12 protein-coding genes are annotated in these 16,772 nt (G+C 74.3%); 5 read left to right on the forward strand and 7 right to left on the reverse strand.

The genetic code is table 11. The features are described from left to right. Positions 1-2: 2 nt before the first annotated feature. Positions 3-2,159 carry a hypothetical protein gene (locus IG74_RS0101305; RefSeq protein WP_030668048.1) on the reverse strand — a complete coding sequence of 719 codons (2,157 nt, stop codon included), beginning with the start codon at positions 2,157-2,159 and terminating at the stop codon, positions 3-5. 242 nt (positions 2,160-2,401) lie between these two features. Continuing rightward, entirely contained in the window at positions 2,402-5,638 is a 3,237-nt protein-coding gene (locus tag IG74_RS0101310) for an NACHT domain-containing protein (protein ID WP_030668051.1), read from the reverse strand. Between the two features lie 113 nt (positions 5,639-5,751). On the opposite strand from IG74_RS0101310, the gene IG74_RS0101315 reads away from it, so the two are divergent. Further along, positions 5,752-6,621, forward strand: coding sequence for a metallophosphoesterase family protein (locus IG74_RS0101315; RefSeq protein WP_030668054.1), 870 nt, complete (start codon positions 5,752-5,754; stop codon positions 6,619-6,621). A gap of 22 nt (positions 6,622-6,643) precedes the next feature. Here IG74_RS0101315 and IG74_RS0101320 read toward each other — a convergent pair whose 3' ends face one another. Next, on the reverse strand, positions 6,644-7,270 hold the full coding sequence (locus IG74_RS0101320) for a response regulator transcription factor (RefSeq protein WP_051854425.1): 627 nt from the start codon (positions 7,268-7,270) through the stop codon (positions 6,644-6,646). Between the two features lie 228 nt (positions 7,271-7,498). Between IG74_RS0101320 and IG74_RS0101325 the strand changes: the two genes are divergently transcribed. Further along, positions 7,499-8,257 (forward strand): SDR family NAD(P)-dependent oxidoreductase, encoded by a 759-nt coding sequence (locus IG74_RS0101325; RefSeq protein WP_030668060.1) that lies wholly within the window; start codon positions 7,499-7,501, stop codon positions 8,255-8,257. Between the two features lie 110 nt (positions 8,258-8,367). Further along, positions 8,368-10,011, forward strand: coding sequence for a cytochrome b (locus IG74_RS0101330; RefSeq protein ID WP_030668063.1), 1,644 nt, complete (start codon positions 8,368-8,370; stop codon positions 10,009-10,011). Between the two features lie 13 nt (positions 10,012-10,024). On the opposite strand, the gene IG74_RS0101335 is transcribed toward IG74_RS0101330, so the two are convergent. Beyond that, entirely contained in the window at positions 10,025-12,259 is a 2,235-nt protein-coding gene (locus IG74_RS0101335; protein WP_030668066.1) for a terpene synthase family protein, read from the reverse strand. 177 nt (positions 12,260-12,436) lie between these two features. Here IG74_RS0101335 and IG74_RS0101340 point away from each other — a divergent pair, with 177 nt between their 5' ends. Beyond that, positions 12,437-12,934 carry a thioesterase family protein gene (locus IG74_RS0101340; RefSeq protein ID WP_030668071.1) on the forward strand — a complete coding sequence of 166 codons (498 nt, stop codon included), beginning with the start codon at positions 12,437-12,439 and terminating at the stop codon, positions 12,932-12,934. Positions 12,935-13,000: 66 nt separating this feature from the next. Continuing rightward, entirely contained in the window at positions 13,001-14,341 is a 1,341-nt protein-coding gene (locus IG74_RS0101345) for a 6-phospho-beta-glucosidase (protein ID WP_030668074.1), read from the forward strand. On the opposite strand, the gene IG74_RS0101350 is transcribed toward IG74_RS0101345, so the two are convergent. The 3 genes from IG74_RS0101350 to IG74_RS0101360 are packed head-to-tail and all read right to left on the reverse strand — an operon-like array spanning position 14,342 to position 16,573. Next, positions 14,342-14,857, reverse strand: coding sequence for an FBP domain-containing protein (locus IG74_RS0101350; RefSeq protein WP_030668077.1), 516 nt, complete (start codon positions 14,855-14,857; stop codon positions 14,342-14,344). A 13-nt stretch (positions 14,858-14,870) separates the two neighbouring features. Further along, positions 14,871-15,656 carry a GNAT family N-acetyltransferase gene (locus IG74_RS0101355; protein WP_051854426.1) on the reverse strand — a complete coding sequence of 262 codons (786 nt, stop codon included), beginning with the start codon at positions 15,654-15,656 and terminating at the stop codon, positions 14,871-14,873. Further along, positions 15,653-16,573 carry an NADP-dependent oxidoreductase gene (locus IG74_RS0101360; RefSeq protein WP_030668084.1) on the reverse strand — a complete coding sequence of 307 codons (921 nt, stop codon included), beginning with the start codon at positions 16,571-16,573 and terminating at the stop codon, positions 15,653-15,655. Before IG74_RS0101360 ends, IG74_RS0101355 begins: the two co-directional genes overlap by 4 nt. Between the last annotated feature and the right edge of the window lie 199 nt (positions 16,574-16,772).

The raw sequence follows: 16,772 nt of genomic DNA on the forward strand, positions 1-16,772 counted from the left end.
CCTCACAGTTCCGGCAGCGGCAGGGGACGCTTGTCGCGGGCGGCGGCCGGCCAGGTGCGGGCGGCCTGGCTGAGCACGGCCCGCCACGTCTGGTGGCGAAGGGAGAGGAACCCGAGCTCGGCCCCGATGTCGTCGCACAGGTCGGCTTCCGGCTCCGCCGTCGCGTCGGACAGGTACCACAGGCCGTGCAGCAGCCTGTTGATGCAGCGGTCGATCTCGTCTATGTCGCGGTAGCGGTCGTCGTGCGCGCCCGCGGCCATCGCGGCCCGGTCGTCGTCCCAGTCGGCCGCGGGCGGCGCCGGTGCCGTCGCCGCGTACCGCAGACAGGCCAGCCAGCGCAGCGCGCTGAGCCGGTCCTGTTCTGCCTGGAACTCCTCGGAAAGGGCGGCCACCACCGTCTTCGCGTCCCCGGCGGCGAGCGTGTGCCGCAGCGCGTCGGCCTCGCTGTCCTCGCCGCGCGTGGTGTGGTGGCGGCGCAGGAAGCCGTGCATCTCCTGCCAGCCGCGGCGCGACTCGGTGCCCCGCGAGGTGCGCCGGGCCTCGTGCACGAGCAGCGTGTGCAGCAGCGGATCGGCGGCGAGCGGCCGGTCCTGCGGGGTGTCCCGCTGCCAGTGCTCGGCCTCCAGGTAGTCGGCGGCGGCGTTCGCGGGCAGCTGCTCGGGGCCCTCCAGGCGCAGATGCGCGGCGAGGGCCTGCGCGGCCGTGCTGTCGCGGGCGAGCGACAGCGGCACGAGCCGGGCGCGCTGGTGCGGCGACGGCAGGAGGCGCTCCAGGATCGCCTCGCTGACCGGGCGGCCGTCCCGGGTGGTCAGGTCGAGCAGCTCGCGCGGGGCGAGCGGAGCCGTGGCGGGCGCGGCCCGGGACGCGTGCTCCAGGACGGCGTCGCACAGCACCCGGCTGGCCAGCGGGTGCCCGCCGGTCAGGGTGTGCAGGGCGGACGCCAGATACGGGTGCAGCGGGGCGGACGCGGCGTCCAGCATCAGCAGCACGTCGTCGCGGCTGAGCGGGGTGAGCTCCACCACGACCAGGCCCGCGGACGGCGCGTGCCCCGTGCGCCGCCAGCCCGTGGTCGTGACCAGGTCGGGCAGTTCCCGGTGGAGCGCGTCGGTGGCGTCCGGGGGCGCATCGCCGAGGCGGGTCGCGACGACGACGAGCGGGTCGTGGCGGGCGGCGCCGGGCCGCGCCCGGTACTCCAGGACGAGCTCGACCAGGCGGGCCCCGGCGGGGGAGTGCGTGTTGTCGAGCAGGGCGAGCGGGCGCGGGTCGCGGTTCAGGCGCTGCCACCGGGTGCGGGAGGCGGCGACGTCCTCCAGGAAGGCGTGCACGAGGGTCTGCTCGGCGGCGAGCCGGTAGTCGCCGCCCCGGTGGAACCAGTCGGCGAGGCGGGCCAGGCCCTCAAGGCCGCCGTGGCCGCCCTGGCCGCCCTGGCCCTCGTGTCCTTCGGGGGCCGCGCCGCGGCTCTCGGGCGTCTCGGCGTACCGGTCCTGGTACCACTGGCGCAGCGGGGCGGCGCCGCGGGCGCGGGTGTACCGCTCGAAGTACTCGGCGAGCACGGCGCGCACGACGGCGTGGGCGTCGGCCCCCGCCGCCGCGGCTCCGGATCCCGAACCTCCGGATCCCGAACCTCCGGACGCAGCAGCTCTGGACCCCGCGGCTCCGGATCCCGCGTCTCCGGATCCTGCGAGCCGTGCCCGCACCCGCGTGTCCCACTTCTGCGCGACCGCGGGCTCGGGCCCCGACTCCAGCTGACAGGCCAGCAGGAGCCGGGCGATCCGCGCGATGGCGCGGGCCCGCTCCGCACGGCCTCCGGTGTATCCGCCGTAGACGGCGACGAGCCCCGGCAGGAGCAGCGGGAAGCGTCGGCTCACGTCGGGGGCGAGGGAGCACACCAGCTCCTCCAGGAGCTCGACGACGAGGTCCTGTGCCGCGGTGTCGACGCGGGCGAGCGGAAGGCGCCCCGCGTAGTGCCGTTCGAGCGCGGCCAGGACGGCGGTGCGCCCCGTGCCGTGCCGCCCGGTGAGGAGCACCAGCGGCAGGTCCTTGTCGTACTCCCAGGGCACGCGGGCGCGTTCGCCGTAGGCGAGGCCGGTGAGTCGTGGGACGAGGTGGTGCAGAAGCGGGTCGCGTGCGTACAGCCGAGGTGTTTCGGATGTGTGCATCTCGCCGGAAACCGCTCCTGTCCGTCGCTGTCCGTCGCTGCCTTCCACTGCCGTCCGCCGCCGGGGTGAACGGTGCCCTCCTTGCCGGTGTCAACCACCCCGTGTCAACCACCCCGTGTCAACTGCCGCGTGTCAACTGCCGCGAAGGCCAAAGAAGTTACACCCCCCATACTTCCCTGGCCAGGGCTTTCGGGGCAGGGGATCGGGCATGTGCGGATCGGCTCCCGTCCCCACGCGTCCCCTCAGGACCGCGGCCTGAGCGTGAGTTCCACGCCCGCGGGCAGTTCCCCCGTCACCTCGCCCGGATAGTCGAGCCGCACCCGGCGCAGCGCGCGAAGCCCCGCGAGGTGCACCAGGTCCACGGTGTCGAAGAGCGTCAGATGCAGCTCCTCAAGGCCGGGCAGGCGGCGGGCGATCCGCCGCAGCGACACCGAAGCGCCGGGGCGCGCCCGCACTTCGAGGCGCGTCAGCTGCGGAATGCGCGCGCCGGGCGGGAACAGCATGATGCTCAGCTGCTCGTGCGACAGGCGCAGCGAGCGCAGGGCGGGAAGCCGGGCGAGCAGGGCGTCCCAGTCGTCGGGCCGCAGCCGGTCGCTCGCGTTGTGCAGGCGCAGCTCGCGCAGCTCGGTCAGGTCCGTGACGGCGGCCAGCTCCACGGCGTCCGGGGGCAGCGCGAGCAGCCGCAGCGCGCCGGGCCGCGGCAGGTCGCGCAGGCCCCGCCACGGCACGGCGGCCCCGAGCAGCAGCTCCTCCAGGCACGGGCAGGCCGAGAGCCGGGCGAGCGGCTCCAGCTGGGGCAGGTCGGCGAGGGTAAGCCGGCGAAGGCGCGGAAGGCGGGTGAGCGGCGCGGTGTCGCTGACGGCGCGGCAGCCGTGCAGCGCGAGCGTCTCCAGGGCCGGGAACGCGGCGAGGAAGTCGAGCCCGCTGAGCCGTAGATTGCCGCGCAGCCGCAGCTCGCGCAGGGTGCCGGGGGCGAGGGCGCCCAGGATGTCCTGCTCGCTGAAGTCGCCCTGCAAGGCCACGCGTTCGTATCCGGCGAGGGCGCTCAGTGCCTTCAGCTCGGCGGGCGAGCGCACCGTGACGGCCTCGCCCGCCCCGGCGGCGAGCAGCGGCCGCACGATCTCGTCGGCGTAGGCGTCGGTGTCGAAGCGGTCCCAGTGGGCGAGCAGTTGGGCGCGCACCGCGGACTGGGGCGTGGCCAGGAACTCGCGCAGGCGGGCGAGCGCCGCGTCGCCGCCGATGCGGCAGATGGCATGCACGGTCGTCACCTCGGCGTCGCCGGTCAGCGTGCCGGCGGCGGGCAGCAGGCCGAGCAGCAGCGTGCCGGTCTCGGCGAGGGCCCGCGCCTCGCGCATGCTGCGCGGCGGAAGGAGCTGCGCGGCCCGCTCCTCGACGGCGGCGCGGACGCCGGGGTCGAGCCGGGTGGCCTGGTCGAGCGAGGCGAGCGCGAGCAGGCGGAGCCGGGTGCGCACCCCGTCGTCCTCCTCGCGGTCGGCCCGGCCGGTCAGGCGCGTCAGGAGTTCGGCGCGCTCGTCGGGCCTGGCCTGGGCGACGGCCATCTGCAGGACGTCCTCCCAGGGGTCCAGGTGCGCGTGCGCGACGAGCGCCCCGATGTCGTGCTCCTCCAGGGCGGCCTTCGCGCCGAGGAAGTCCTGGAAGGTGCGGTGGATGAAGTCCACGGCGTCCGCGGCCGGTTCGCGAAGAAGGCCCGAGCGGTCCAGGAGCAGCCGCAGCACGTCCTCCGCGCTTCCGGCCCGGGCCAGCTGCGGCACCGAGGGGCGCAGCCTGTCCACCAGGTCGACGGCCGTCTGCCGCTCAAGCCAGGTCCGCTCGTTGCGGATCAGCCAGTACGCGAACCGCTTCAGCGGCTCCGTCGCGGACTTCTCGTCCAGCTTCGGGGGGAGCCTGCCGTACAGGTCGCGCTCGCGGTCGCGGCGCTCCAGGAGCATCGAGAGCGCCGCCTCGTACAGCGCGACCCGCCCTTGCGGCAGGAAGCCCCTGCGCTCGCGGTGCAGCGCGCAGATCAGCGCGCACAGCAGCGGGTTGGTGGCGAGGTGGCTCAGCTCCGGGCTGGCGCGCACCGACCGCAGCAGGGTCGCGGCCAGCTCCTCGTCCGCGCCCGCCGCCTCGTGCCAGCGCCGCACGAACCGCCGTACGTCACCGGGCCGCATCGGCGTGAGCGTGAACTCGCGGAACCCCTCGCGGCCCAGCCAGTCCCGGGGCAGCGCCGACGGCCGGGTGGTGACGAGCCACAGGTTGCCGGGGAAGGCCGCGTGCAGCCTGGCGAGCCAGGCCCGCGCGCGGGGGCGCTCCGCCTCCGGGATCTCGTCCACCCCGTCGATCAGGAGCACGCCGCGCCCGGCCTGGAGGACCCGCACCGCCCAGCCGGCGGGCTCGGTGCCCGTCAGGGGGCAGCCGATCCAGCGCAGGAAGCCGTCCGGCAGGGGCAGTTCGGCGTCCTCGCGGGCGAGCGTGCGCAGCGGGAGCACGAACGGCACCCGGCCGAGGAGCTGCGGCAGGTGCCCCGGCACCGCGTCCTGCTGGGCGGTGGTGAGGGCCAGCCACTGCACCAGGGTCGTCTTGCCGGTGCCCGCGACGCCGCGCAGCAGGACCCGGTCGTGCCCGGCGAGCGCCGCCTCGACCGGGCCCGTGGTGCGCTCGGAGTCGGGGTCGGGGTCGACGCCGCCCCCGTCCCCTTCCCCGTCGGAGTAGCCGTTGCCGGAGCCGGGCACCGGCTCGGCCGGGTCGCGCGCGGGCACCGCCTCCAGGCTCAGATAGGCGGTCTCCAGGGGCCAGGCCTGGCTCTGCGCGTCGTGCAGGTCCACGCCGTGGATGGTCAGGGTGGAGTGCTGGCCGATCACGTAGTGCGCGTAGCGCCGCTCGAAGTCGGTGTCCTCGGCGGTGGTGGCGGGCAGCCGCTCCAGGAGCAGGCGCAGCTGCTCCTTCTGCTCGCTCAGGGCGCGGCGCAGCTCGACCTGGGTGCGGGCCTCGAAGCCGGGGCGCTTGCTGAACTGGTGGACCAGGTGCAGACAGGCGGTGACGAGCAGCCGGTCGTGCAGCCGCGCGGCGTCGGCGCTGAGCAGGGCCCGGGTCTCCGGGGCGCTGGCCCGCACCAGGGCGTCGGCGAGCTTCTGCGGGCCGAGGTCGAAGGCCTGGACGTCGTCCATGTCGAGGTCGCCGAGCGCGCGCAGGGTGTGGCCGAGGGCGTAGCCCACGGCGTTCTGCTCGTCGGGGGCGATCGGCGGGTCGTGCGGTCCCGCCGCGCGGACCGCGCGGCGCACCAGCTCCCGCGCCAGCTGGTAGAGGTCGGCCTCGCTGAGGGTGCGGCGGTCGCCGGTGAAGGAGAGCAGCCGGCCGAGCCGTACCGGCCGCTCGCCGAACTCCGCGCCGGGGCCGCCCTTGGGCAGCAGGAGGCGCTTCACCAACGGCACGATGACCGATGCCGCGATCCGTAAGCCTGCTGTCGTGCCCGCGTCCAAGCCGGCCCCCTCTGCGGTCGCGCTTCTGGGTCCCGGCCCACTGTCCCGGCCGGGCCAGCCCACTATCCCGGCCGGGCTAGGGGAGATCCAGCCCCTTCGGATAGCCTCACTTGGTGACGACATCTGCATCACCGCGGAGGGCACCGAGGCTGTTCGCCATCAGTGACCTGCACGTGGCGTATCCCGAGAACAGGAAGTTCGTCGACGAGCTCTGGCCGGAACACGAGGGCGACTGGCTGATAGTCGCCGGTGACGTCGCGGAGATGGCGGCCGACATCGAGTGGTCCCTGCGCACCCTCGCCGAGCGCTTCGACACCGTGATCTGGTCGCCGGGCAACCACGAGCTGTGGACGCCCCGGGACGACCCCAACCAGCTGCGCGGCGAGCCCCGCTACCGCCACCTGGTCGAGCTCTGCCGCCAGTTGGGCGTGCTCACGCCGGAGGACCCCTTCCCGGTGTGGCGCGGCGAGGGCGGCCCGGTGACCCTCGCACCGCTCTTCCTCCTCTACGACTACACGTTCCGGCCCGAGGGCACGTACGCGAAGAGCGACGCGCTGGAGTACGCGTACGAGACCGGGGTCGTCTGCACGGACGAGGTGCTGCTGCACCCGGACCCGTACCCGAGCCGCGAGGACTGGTGCCGGGCCCGGGTCGCGGTCAGCAAGGAGCGGCTCGACGCGATCGACCCCTCCCTGCCGACGGTCCTGATCAACCACTGGCCGGTCGTGCGCGAGCCCACCCGGATCCTGCGCTACCCCGAGTTCGCCCTGTGGTGCGGCACGGAGGCCACCGCCGACTGGCCGGTGCGCTACCGCGCCGCGGCCGTGGTCTACGGCCATCTGCACGTGCCCCGCACCACCTGGCACGACGGGATCCGGCACGAGGAGGTGTCGGTGGGCTATCCGCGCGAGTGGAAGCGCGACTGGCACCCGTCGCCGCGGCTGCGGCAGATCCTGCCCGCGCCCGCCCGGTCCGCGCGGTGACGGCCGGCTCCGGCCGCGCCGCTCAGGAGCCGACGCGGATCAGCTCCTTCTCGTAGGCGAAGATCACCGCGTGCACGCGGTTGCGCAGGCCCAGCTTCTCCATGATCCGCTGGATGTGGAACTTCACCGTGCTCTCGCTGAGCGTCAGTTCCCGGGAGATCTCCGCGTTGCTGAAGCCGCGCGCGACCAGCTTGAAGACCTCGGTCTCCCGGTCGGTGAGGCGGCGCAGCGGCGCGGCCCCCGCGCCCGGTGCCCGCGCGGGCACGCCCGCGGGGCGGCCCGCCGCCGTGGCGCGCACGGCGGCGGCCAGCTCGCCCGAGCCGCTCGCGCTGGACAGCAGGCCGCGCACGCCGACCCGCAGCACCTGCCCGGCCGCGGCGTCCACGTTGTCGAGCAGCACCAGGACGTTCGCGGGCCGCGGCGGGGCGGGCCGGGACAGGGCGCACACGCAGGCGAGCGCCTCCGCCGCGCCGGTGTGCGAGTTGACCACCACGACGTCCGGCCGCAGCTCGCGGAAGCGGGCCGCGGCGCCCGTGCCGTCCTCGGCGACGGCGACGACCCGGAGGTCGGGACAGCCGTCGAGGATGGTGCGGAGTCCGGTCAGTGAGATGGGATGCGAATCGACCAGGAGGATCCTGGTACACGCCAAGCCTGACATCAATTCCCCCGGTTGCTTGGAGCGTTCGGCTCGTTCCGCGTCCGGGAGCTGTTCCCCGACGGCGCGGAACAGTTCTCCAGAATAGAGCGGGCCGCGCCGGTCGTTCCGCGCCCGCTGTCACACCTTCGCCACACACCCGTACGCGTCCCCGCACACCCGTCCGGGGTACCGTGCGGGCGAACGACGCGGCCCGCTGCCACCGGAGGGGACGACCTCGCCATGCACGCAAGCGCTCGCTTCACCGACCGGGTGGCCGTCGTCACCGGGGCCGCCTCCGGCATCGGGGCCGCCACCGCCGCGCGCCTGGCGGGCGAGGGCGCGGCCGTGGTCGTCGCCGACGTCGCCGCCGAGCGCGGCGCGGCCGTCGCCGAGGGCATCAGGGCCGCGGGCGGACGGGCCGAGTCCGTCCGCGCGGACGTGGCCGACGCCGCGGACTGGGAGCGCGTCCTCGCCGCCGCCCACCGCTTCGGCCCGGTCGGCGTCCTCGTCAGCAACGCCTACGCCTCCGAGGTCGCCCCCGTCCACGAGATGACCCGGGCGTCCTTCGAGCACCAGCTCGCCGTGAACGTCACCGGCGCCTTCCTGGGCGTCAAGGCGGCCCTGCCCGATCTGCGCGCGCACCGCGGCGCGGTCGTCGTCACCTCGTCCGTGCACGCCACGCACGGCATCCCCGGCCACCCCGGATACGCGGCGAGCAAGGGCGCCCTGGTGTCCCTGTGCGGCCAGCTCGCCGTCGAGTACGGGCCCGAGGTGCGGGTCAACGCCGTGCTTCCGGGGCCGATCCTGACCCCCGCCTGGGGCCGGATGGACGCGGCGGACCGGGAGCGGAGCGTCGTGGGCACCGCCGCCCGCCGGTTCGGCACCCCCGACGAGGTGGCGGCGGCCATCGCGTTCCTCGCCGCGGACGAGGCCTCCTACGTCACCGGGACGAGCCTGGTGGTGGACGGCGGCTGGAGCGTGGTGAAGGACTCGGCCTAGCCCGTTCGCGGAGCGGCGACCGGGGAGTGCGCCAACTCCCGTGTCGGTACGCACTGTTGGCCCCGCACGGGCCCGCGCCTACCCTGGGAGGCGCCCGAGGGGGGAGCCGCATGAGCGAACGCACCCAGGACCACGGTCAGGACGGACGCCCCACCCCGCCCGCCAAGGGCGAGCGCATCGCCGACTGGGCCGACGGCCGCCTCGGCGTCCACACCCTCGGCAAGTCGCAGCTGCGCAAGGTCTTCCCGGACCACTGGTCCTTCATGTTCGGCGAGATCTGCCTCTACAGCTTTCTGATCCTGATCCTCACCGGCATCTGGCTGACCCTGTTCTTCGAGCCGAGCGGCATGGAGGTCGAGTACAACGGCACGTACGAACCGCTGAAGGGCGTCCTGGTCACGCGCGCCTACGAGTCGACCGTCGACATCAGCATGGAGGTGCGCGGCGGCCTGCTCATCCGGCAGATCCACCACTGGGCGGCGCTCGTGTTCGTCGCGGGCATGCTGGTGCACATGATGCGGGTGTTCTTCACCGGCGCCTTCCGCAAGCCGCGCGAGCTCAACTGGCTGTTCGGCTGGACCCTGCTGATGCTCGGCCTGATCACCGGCCTGACCGGCTACTCGCTCCCCGACGACCTGCTGTCCGGCACCGGCGTGCGGTTCGCGCAGGGCGCCATCCTGTCGATCCCCGTCGTGGGGACCTACCTCTCCTTCTTCCTGTTCGGCGGGGAGTTCCCGGGCCACGACATCATTCCGCGCCTGTTCGCGGTGCACGTGCTGCTGCTGCCGGGAATCATGCTGGGCCTGATCGTGGCCCATCTGATCCTGGTCTTCTACCACAAGCACACCCAGTTCGCGGGCCCCGGCCGCAGCGAGCGGAACGTCATCGGGGCGCCCTTCTTCCCCGTCTACGTCGCCAAGGCGGGCGGCTTCTTCTTCCTCGTCTTCGGCGTCCTCGCGATCATGGGTGCGGTCGCCACCATCAACCCCGTGTGGGCGCTCGGCCCCTACCGGCCCGACCTGGTCGGCACCGGCGCCCAGCCCGACTGGTACCTCGGCTTCTCCGAGGGCCTGATCCGGGTGATGCCCAGCTGGGAGATCAACGCCTGGGGCCACACCCTCGAACTGGGCGTCTTCATCCCGTTCGCGCTGTTCCCACTGATCATGACGGTGATCGCGGCGTACCCGTTCGTGGAGGCCTGGGTCACCAAGGACCGCCGCGAGCACCACATCGCCGACCGGCCGCGCAACGCCCCCGCGCGCACCTCGTTCGGCGTGGCCTGGCTCTCCCTGTACGGCGTGCTCATGGTCGGCGGCGGCAACGACATCTGGGCGACGCACTTCCACCTGTCCATCAACGCCATCACGTGGTTCGTGCGGATCGCGTTCTTCGCGGTGCCGCCGCTCGCCTACGTCGTCACGTACCGGATCTGTCTGGGACTCCAGCGGCGCGACCGCGCCAAGGTCCTGCACGGCCGGGAGAGCGGCATCATCAAGCGCCTCCCGCACGGCGAGTACGTGGAGGTCCATCAGCCGCTCAGCCAGGCCGAGCGGTACACGCTCACCGCGCACGAGCAGCCCGTACCGTACGAGGTCGAGCCGCTCGTCGACGCGAACGGCGTGGTCCGCAAGGTCCCCCGCGCCGAGCGCCTGCGGGCCCGGCTCTCGCGCGCCATGTACGGCCCCGGCGCCCAGGTGCCGAAGCCGACGGCGGAGGAGTACCGGCAGGTCCACAGCGGGGACGGGCACCACTGAGGGCGGCGCCCGGTCAGGCCGGGAGCGCCCGGGGCGTGGCGGCGAGCTCCCGCAGCCAGGCGGGGCGCACGACCTCCATGCCGAGCCCCGTCGGCACCGGCACGGGCCCGCGGGAGAGGTACTCCTCCCGGTAGCGGCGGCAGTCGCGGTGCCAGACGTAGATGCCCGCCAGCCAGTTCCGCAGCTCCTGCACGTAGTCGTCGAGGGCCCCGCGCGCCGCCGCGGCCAGGCCGAGCTCCGCGCACAGGACCGGCAGCTCGTGCGCCACCACGTGCTGGAACTGGCTCAGGCGCGACCGCATCAGGTCGTCGACGATGCGCAGCGCGGTGGGGTGGTCGCAGTCGAAGAAGCTCTGCACGACGAGCACCGCGTTGTGCAGCTCGCCCTCGTACTCGATCTCCTTCTGGTACGAGAAGACGTCGTTCATCAGGGCCGCGTAGTCGGCGGCGGCGTGCTCCAGGGTGCGCAGCGGGCCGCTGTCGAGGACCTCCCGCGGGATCCGCCGGCCGTGCGCGAGCCGGCTGAGGCTCATCGTGAAGTCGGCGCCGAAGGTGTGGCGGCGCATCTCGATGTAGTCGACCGGCTCCGGGACGCGGTGCTGCGCCTGGTTGGCGAGCTCCCACAGCCAGCTGTCCGTCATCTCCACCAGGGACCGGCGCAGCGTGGCACGGCCCTCCGCGTCCATGGGGCGGGTCGTGCGCGCCCACAGGTCGGCGAGGCCCCGCTCCAGGGCGTTGGCCGGGGGCGGCGGCGGGGAGCCGTCGAGCGGCATGAACAGCGTCAGGCGGTCCGTGCACACCTTGGCGCCCAGCAGATCGCGGGACCTGCCGAACACCACCGGGTAGTAGTCGTCCCCGTACGTGCCCCACGTCAGCCAGCACGCGTCCAGGTCCAGCTGCTCGGCCGTGGCGTCCGGGTGCATGCCCGCCGCGCACAGCGCGAAGTCGAACCGGGCCAGCTTGTGCGCGTCCCAGATGTGCGAGGCCGGCACGCCCGGCTGCGGCTGGAGCAGGCCCGTCCGCAGCGACCAGTCGACGACCTCGCGCCGGGCGCGGTCCAGGTGCGGGGAGAGCGTCGTCGTGAACGGCAGGTCGAACTCCGGAAGCCGCGAAGGGCCCACGCGCTGGAACGGCACGTGCGTGAAGCGCCGGGGCCGCTGCGTGCCGGTCGCGGCGAGCAGCGCCTTGAAGCCCGTCGTGGAGGTGCCGATGCCCGAGGGGCTCACCAGCGGCGACGGCGTGGCGGTGGCGCCCTCGTTCATGTAGCGGCTGGAGCGCAGATGCCACTCGTGACCGCCCGACTGCCAGTCCTGGAGGCCCTTGGCGTACGCGAGGACGTCCGCGCACCGGCCGGGCGGCAGCGCCTTCTCGGCGAACAGCGGCGCCAGCTCCGTGAACAGGGTGTCCTCGAACTGCTGCATGCGCGACGTGAGCAGCTCGTTCACCGAGTCCGCCGCCTCCTGCGTCGTACAGCCGAGGAAGGTCTCCAGGACCAGGACGCCGTTGCTGAGCTCGCCCTCGTCCTCGACCTCGCGCTGGTACGAGAACAGGTCGTTGCGCAGGTGCACCGCGTCGGAGAACGTGTCCTTGAGGACGCGCAGCGGGCGCGCGTCCGCGACGGCGGCCGGCACCTCGGCGCCCGTCGCGTACTCGACGAGGCCTGCCGACCAGGGCGCGCCGCCCACCTTGCGGCGCATCTCGATGTACTCGACGGGGTTCGCGACCCGCTGGGCGTTGATGTTGGACAGCTCCCACAGCGACTCGTACAGGAGGTTGCGGGTGCTCTGCGCGAAGCGGGCGCGCCAGTCCAGGGACATGGCGGGCACCGTGCGCCGCCACAGGTCCGCGAGGCCCGCCTCCACCGGGTTCTCCGGCCCGGGCACCGGCGTCGCCAGGTCCATCGGCATGAAGGCGGGCAGCCGGTCGAGATAGGCCTTGCCGCCCGCGCGGTCCTGGGTGCGCTTGAACAGCTCCAGGAAGTGGTCGTCGAAGAAGAAGACCCACACGTACCACTCCGTGACCAGCGAGAGCGCGGGCCCGTCGCAGTCCGGGTGGGTGTACGCGCACAGCAGCGGGTAGTCGTGCGCGTCCAGGTCCGCCTGCTCCCAGACGCCCGAGCCCTCCAGCATGCCCATCCCGCGCGCCCACCGCAGGGAGTGCGAACGCGCCTCGTCCACATGGGGATTGAGGCGTGCCGGATGCACCATGTAGAAGTCCGGCAGTTCGAAGGGGCGTGTCGGCCGTGGCATGCGGAGGTCTCCTCAGACAGGGGGCGTACGGCAGCCAGGCACTACCCCCGGTGCGCCGCGCGAAGCGGCGCGGGGCCCGCGGTCACACCATCGCGTGATACGCCGATGCGAAAGTGTGGTGCGCGCCAAACGCCCGTGCGAGCCGCCGTGCGCCGGAGCGAACCGTGAGGAGACCGCATGACCAGGGAAGTCCGCCACCCCCTGCCGCTGTACCGGCAGGTCGTGCCGCCCGAGTGGATCGACTACAACGGGCACCTGAGCGAGGGCTACTACTCCGTCGCGTTCGGCTTCGCCACCGACGGCTTGATGGAGGCGACGGGGCTGCACGCCGACTACCGCGCCGCCACGGGCGGCACCCTCTACACCGTCGAGGCCCACGTGCGGTTCCTGCGCGAGGTCGCCGAGGGCGCCCACCTGGCGATCCGCAGCCGCGTCCTCGGCTCCTTCGCGCGCAGGCTGCACTTCGCCCACGAGATGTACGTCGTCGAGGGGCCGGGCGCCGAACCCGCGCCGGACGCCGAGCCCGTCGCGACCACCGAACTGCTCGCGCTGCACGTGGACCGGAAGCAGGGCCGCTCGGTGCCGTTCCCCGAGCCCGTGCGGGAGCGGCACGCGGGCCTCGTCGAGGCGGCGCCGCCCTGGGCGGGCAGGGCGGTCGGCGCGCCGCCCCGCTGAAGTGGTAGGAGTTCAGGGGAACGTCCCCGGTGGGGCAGGGCGAGCAGAGGGCAAGGTGGCGCAGACGTGAGGCTGACGATTCTCGGTGGCGGCGGGTTCCGCGTACCGCTCGTGTACCGGGCGCTGCTGGACGACCACGAGGAGGGCCGCGTCACCGACGTCGTCCTGCACGACGTGGACGCGGGGCGGCTCGACGCGATCGCGCGGGTGCTCGCCGAGCAGGCCGCGGGCGTGCCGGACGCCCCGGAGGTGCGGGTCACCACCGACCTCGACGAGGCGCTGCGCGGCGCCGACTTCGTGTTCTCCGCGATCCGCGTGGGCGGTCTGGAGGGCCGCGCCGCGGACGAGCGGGTCGCCCTCGCCGAAGGCGTGCTCGGGCAGGAGACCGTGGGCGCGGGCGGCATCGCGTACGGCCTGCGGACCGTGCCGGTCGCCCTCGACATCGCCCGGCGCGTGGCGCGGCTCGCGCCCGAGGCGTGGGTCATCAACTTCACCAACCCCGCCGGGCTCGTCACCGAGGCGATGTCCCGGCACCTCGGCGACCGCGTCATCGGCATCTGCGACTCGCCGGTGGGCCTGGCCCGCCGCGTCGCGCGCCTCCTCGGGATCGCGCCGGACCGCGCCTGGGCCGACTACGCGGGCCTCAACCACCTGGGCTGGCTGCGCGGCCTGTGGGTCGACGGCCGCGACGAGCTGCCGCGCCTGCTCGCCGACCGGGACCTCCTGGAGTCCTTCGAGGAGGGCAAGCTCTTCGGCGCCGACTGGCTCCAGGCCCTGGGCGCGATCCCCAACGAGTACCTGCACTACTACTACTTCAACCGCGAGGCCGTCGCCGCCTACCAGCGGGTCGAGCGGACCCGCGGGGCCTTCCTGCACGAGCAGCAGGCGCGGTTCTACGACGCCCTGGGCGAGCCCGGGGCGCCCGCCTTCAAGACCTGGGACGCCACCCGCGCCGAACGCGAGGCGACGTACATGGCGGCGAGCCGGGAGGCGGCGGGGGCCGGGGAGCGGGCCGAGGAGGACCTGGAGTCCGGCGGCTACGAGCACGTCGCCCTGGCCCTGATGCGGGCCGTCGCGCGCGACGAGCGGACGACGCTGATCCTCAACGTCCGCAACCGCACGACGCTTCCGGTGCTCGACGCGGACGCCGTGGTGGAGGCACCCTGCCTCGTCGACGCGAGCGGGGCGCACCCCGTGGCCGTGGACCCGCTGCCGGGGCACGCGGTGGGGCTCGTCTGCGCGGTGAAGGCCGTGGAGCGCGAGGTGCTCACCGCCGTGGAGGACCGCTCCCGCGCGGCGGCGGTCAAGGCCTTCGCCCTGCACCCGCTGGTCGACTCGGTCAGCGTGGCGCGCCGCCTGACCGCCGCCTACCAGCAGGCCCACCCCGCCCTGGCCTACCTGAAGTAGCTAGGCGGTCTCGCCGACCTGGTCGAGGAAGCCGTGGAGGTTGCGGAGCGTCCGCTCGTTCTGCTCCTCCTGGCTCAGGCTCTCCTCGAACCGGCGGGCGAGCGCCGACGTCTTCTTCCCCCGTACGTACAGCGAGCACGCCAGGTCGGCGCAGATGTAGAGCCCCACCGAGTTCCCCTGGCGCCCCGCCTCGCCCGCGCGGGGCGCGACGAACAGCGTGATCCCCGACCCGGCCTGCGGGGTCACGCACACCGAGCAGATGCTGGACTTGAGCAGGCTGCGGCGCGCCCCGGTGGACGCCCGCAGCGCCACTCCGATGAGGCCGTCGCGGTCGCCGCCGTCCCGCCGCGCCACCACGTAGCCGCGGTCCGGCGCCTTGGGGTCGCGCCAGCCGAGGAAGTCCAGGTCGTCCCAGGGGGTCTCGGCGAACCCCGGGGGCAGCGTCAGGCGCCGCGCCTCGCCCTTGGAGCAGTTCACGAAGGACGCGCGGATGTCTTTCTCGCCGAGTGGTTCCATGATCCGGAAGTTATCAACCGGAACGGACGGCCGTCCTCCCATTTTCCGCCGCCTCGTCCGCCGCCGTCCCCGCCCCGGCGTCCGGCGCCCGGCCCGCCGCCACCGCCACCAGCGGCGGCCGCGCCGCCCGGAACGGGATGGAGCGGCGGAGGCCGAAGCCGAGGGCCTCGTACAGGCGGATCGCCCCGGTGTTCCGCGCCGAGGTGTGCAGGAAGGGGGTGTCGCCGCGCTCCCGGATCCCGTACGCGACGGCGCGCACGAGCCGCGCCGCGAGCCCGCGCCCCCGGTGCGCCGGGTCGGTGCAGACCGCGCTGATCTCCGTGAACCCCGGCGGCCGCAGCCGCTCCCCGGCCATCGCGACCAGTGCGCCCCGGTGCCGCAGGCCCAGATACGTGCCGAGTTCGACGGTGCGCGGCAGGAAGGGGCCCGGCCGGGTGCGCGCGACGAGGTCGAGCATCTCGGGCACGTCGCCGGGCCCGAGCCGCACCGCCTCGGCGTCGGGCGCGGCCGCCGTGCCCTCGTCCACGAGTTGCACGCCCGCCACGTCGAACGTCAGCTCCCAGCCGGTCGGCACGGCCGCGCCCACGCCGGGCAGCGGCACCGACCCGTCGGCCCCGGCGAAGGCCACCAGGTCCGTCCAGTCCGCCGCGTCCGGTTCGGCGGGCAGGCCGAGCCACGGCGAGACGTCCACGGGGTAGCGCACCACCCGCCCGCGCCGCTCGGCGAACCGGGCGTGCGGGCCGGTCAGCGAGGCGAGCCCGGGATTGTCCAGCGGGTGCGCGGCCGCGCCGCCGGTCACCGCCCGACCTCGATCACGACCTTGCCGCGCGCGTGCCCCGACTCGACGGCCCGCAGGGCCTCGCCCGCCCGCTCCAGCGGATACGTGGCCGTGAGGTGCGGGCGCAGCACGTCCGCCGCGGCCAGCGCCGCCACCGCGTCCAGGACCTCGGCGGTGCGGGCCCGGGCGACGGCGGAGCCGCCGAGCTCGCCGACGAGCTGCTTGCCGCCCGCGGTGATCAGCTTCGTGCGGTCCGCCACCAGCTCGGCTACGGTCCGCAGGTGCTCGCCGCCGACCAGGTCGAAGACGCCGTCGACGCCGTCCGGCGCGAGCGCCCTGATCCGCTCCACCAGGTCGGGTCCCGGCGCCACGTGCGTGACGCCGAGCGACTCGACGTACTCCTTCTTGCCCTCGCTCGCCGTGCCGATGACGCGCAGACCCTCGTGGCGCGCGAGCCGCGCCGCGTAGCCGCCGACGCCGCCGCCGACGCCCGTGACCAGGAGCGTCGCCCCGGCGGGCAGGTCGAGCTGGCGCACCCCGTCGTACGCGGTCGCGGCGGCGACGGGCAGGGCCGCCGCCTCCGCGAACGACAGGCCGTCCGGCTTGTGCGCGGCGACCGCCACCGGAAGCAGCGTGTACTCGGCGTACCCGCCCGTCAGCGTGGACCCGAACACCGCGTCGCCCACGGCGAAGCCGGTGACGTCCGGGCCGACCTCCGCCACGACGCCCGCCGCCTCGCTGCCCAGGACCTCCGGCAGCCGCGCGGGCGCCTGGCCCGGCCTGCGGTAGCCGCCGCGCAGCTTGTGGTCGACGGGGTTGACGCCCGCGGCCCGTACGGCGACGAGGAGCTGGCCGGGGCCCGGCCGCGGCGGCTCCCGGTCGATGAGGGCCTCCACCTCGGGCCCGCCGTGCCGGGTGTACACATACGCCTTGGCCATGCGCTCCTCGCTCTCCTCCGCGATCGGTCCGCGCGGCACCGGAGCACCGCACCAATTGATCACAAGGCCGCCCGCCGTGCGGGCATTCCCCGGCGGCGGAGTGTTCACGGGGCCGCAACGTGTTCACAGGGGCGCAACGTGTTCGCGGGGCCGCAACGCGTTCATGGGGACACAACGTGTTCACGGGGCGGCAACGTTG

The sequence above is a fragment of the Streptomyces sp. NRRL B-1347 genome (assembly GCF_000720325.1).
In the GTDB taxonomy this organism is placed as follows: Bacteria; Actinomycetota; Actinomycetes; order Streptomycetales; family Streptomycetaceae; genus Streptomyces.

What these genes read in the sequence shown, in the direction of transcription:
- IG74_RS0101335 (WP_030668066.1), bottom strand. Translation starts at nt 12,259, where the DNA reads ATGCCACGGCCGACACGCCCCTTCGAACTGCCGGACTTCTACATGGTG.
- IG74_RS0101360 (WP_030668084.1), bottom strand. Translation starts at nt 16,573, where the DNA reads ATGGCCAAGGCGTATGTGTACACCCGGCACGGCGGGCCCGAGGTGGAG.
- IG74_RS0101305 (WP_030668048.1), bottom strand. Translation starts at nt 2,159, where the DNA reads ATGCACACATCCGAAACACCTCGGCTGTACGCACGCGACCCGCTTCTG.
- IG74_RS0101330 (WP_030668063.1), top strand. Translation starts at nt 8,368, where the DNA reads ATGAGCGAACGCACCCAGGACCACGGTCAGGACGGACGCCCCACCCCG.
- IG74_RS0101340 (WP_030668071.1), top strand. Translation starts at nt 12,437, where the DNA reads ATGACCAGGGAAGTCCGCCACCCCCTGCCGCTGTACCGGCAGGTCGTG.
- IG74_RS0101350 (WP_030668077.1), bottom strand. Translation starts at nt 14,857, where the DNA reads ATGGAACCACTCGGCGAGAAAGACATCCGCGCGTCCTTCGTGAACTGC.
- IG74_RS0101325 (WP_030668060.1), top strand. Translation starts at nt 7,499, where the DNA reads ATGCACGCAAGCGCTCGCTTCACCGACCGGGTGGCCGTCGTCACCGGG.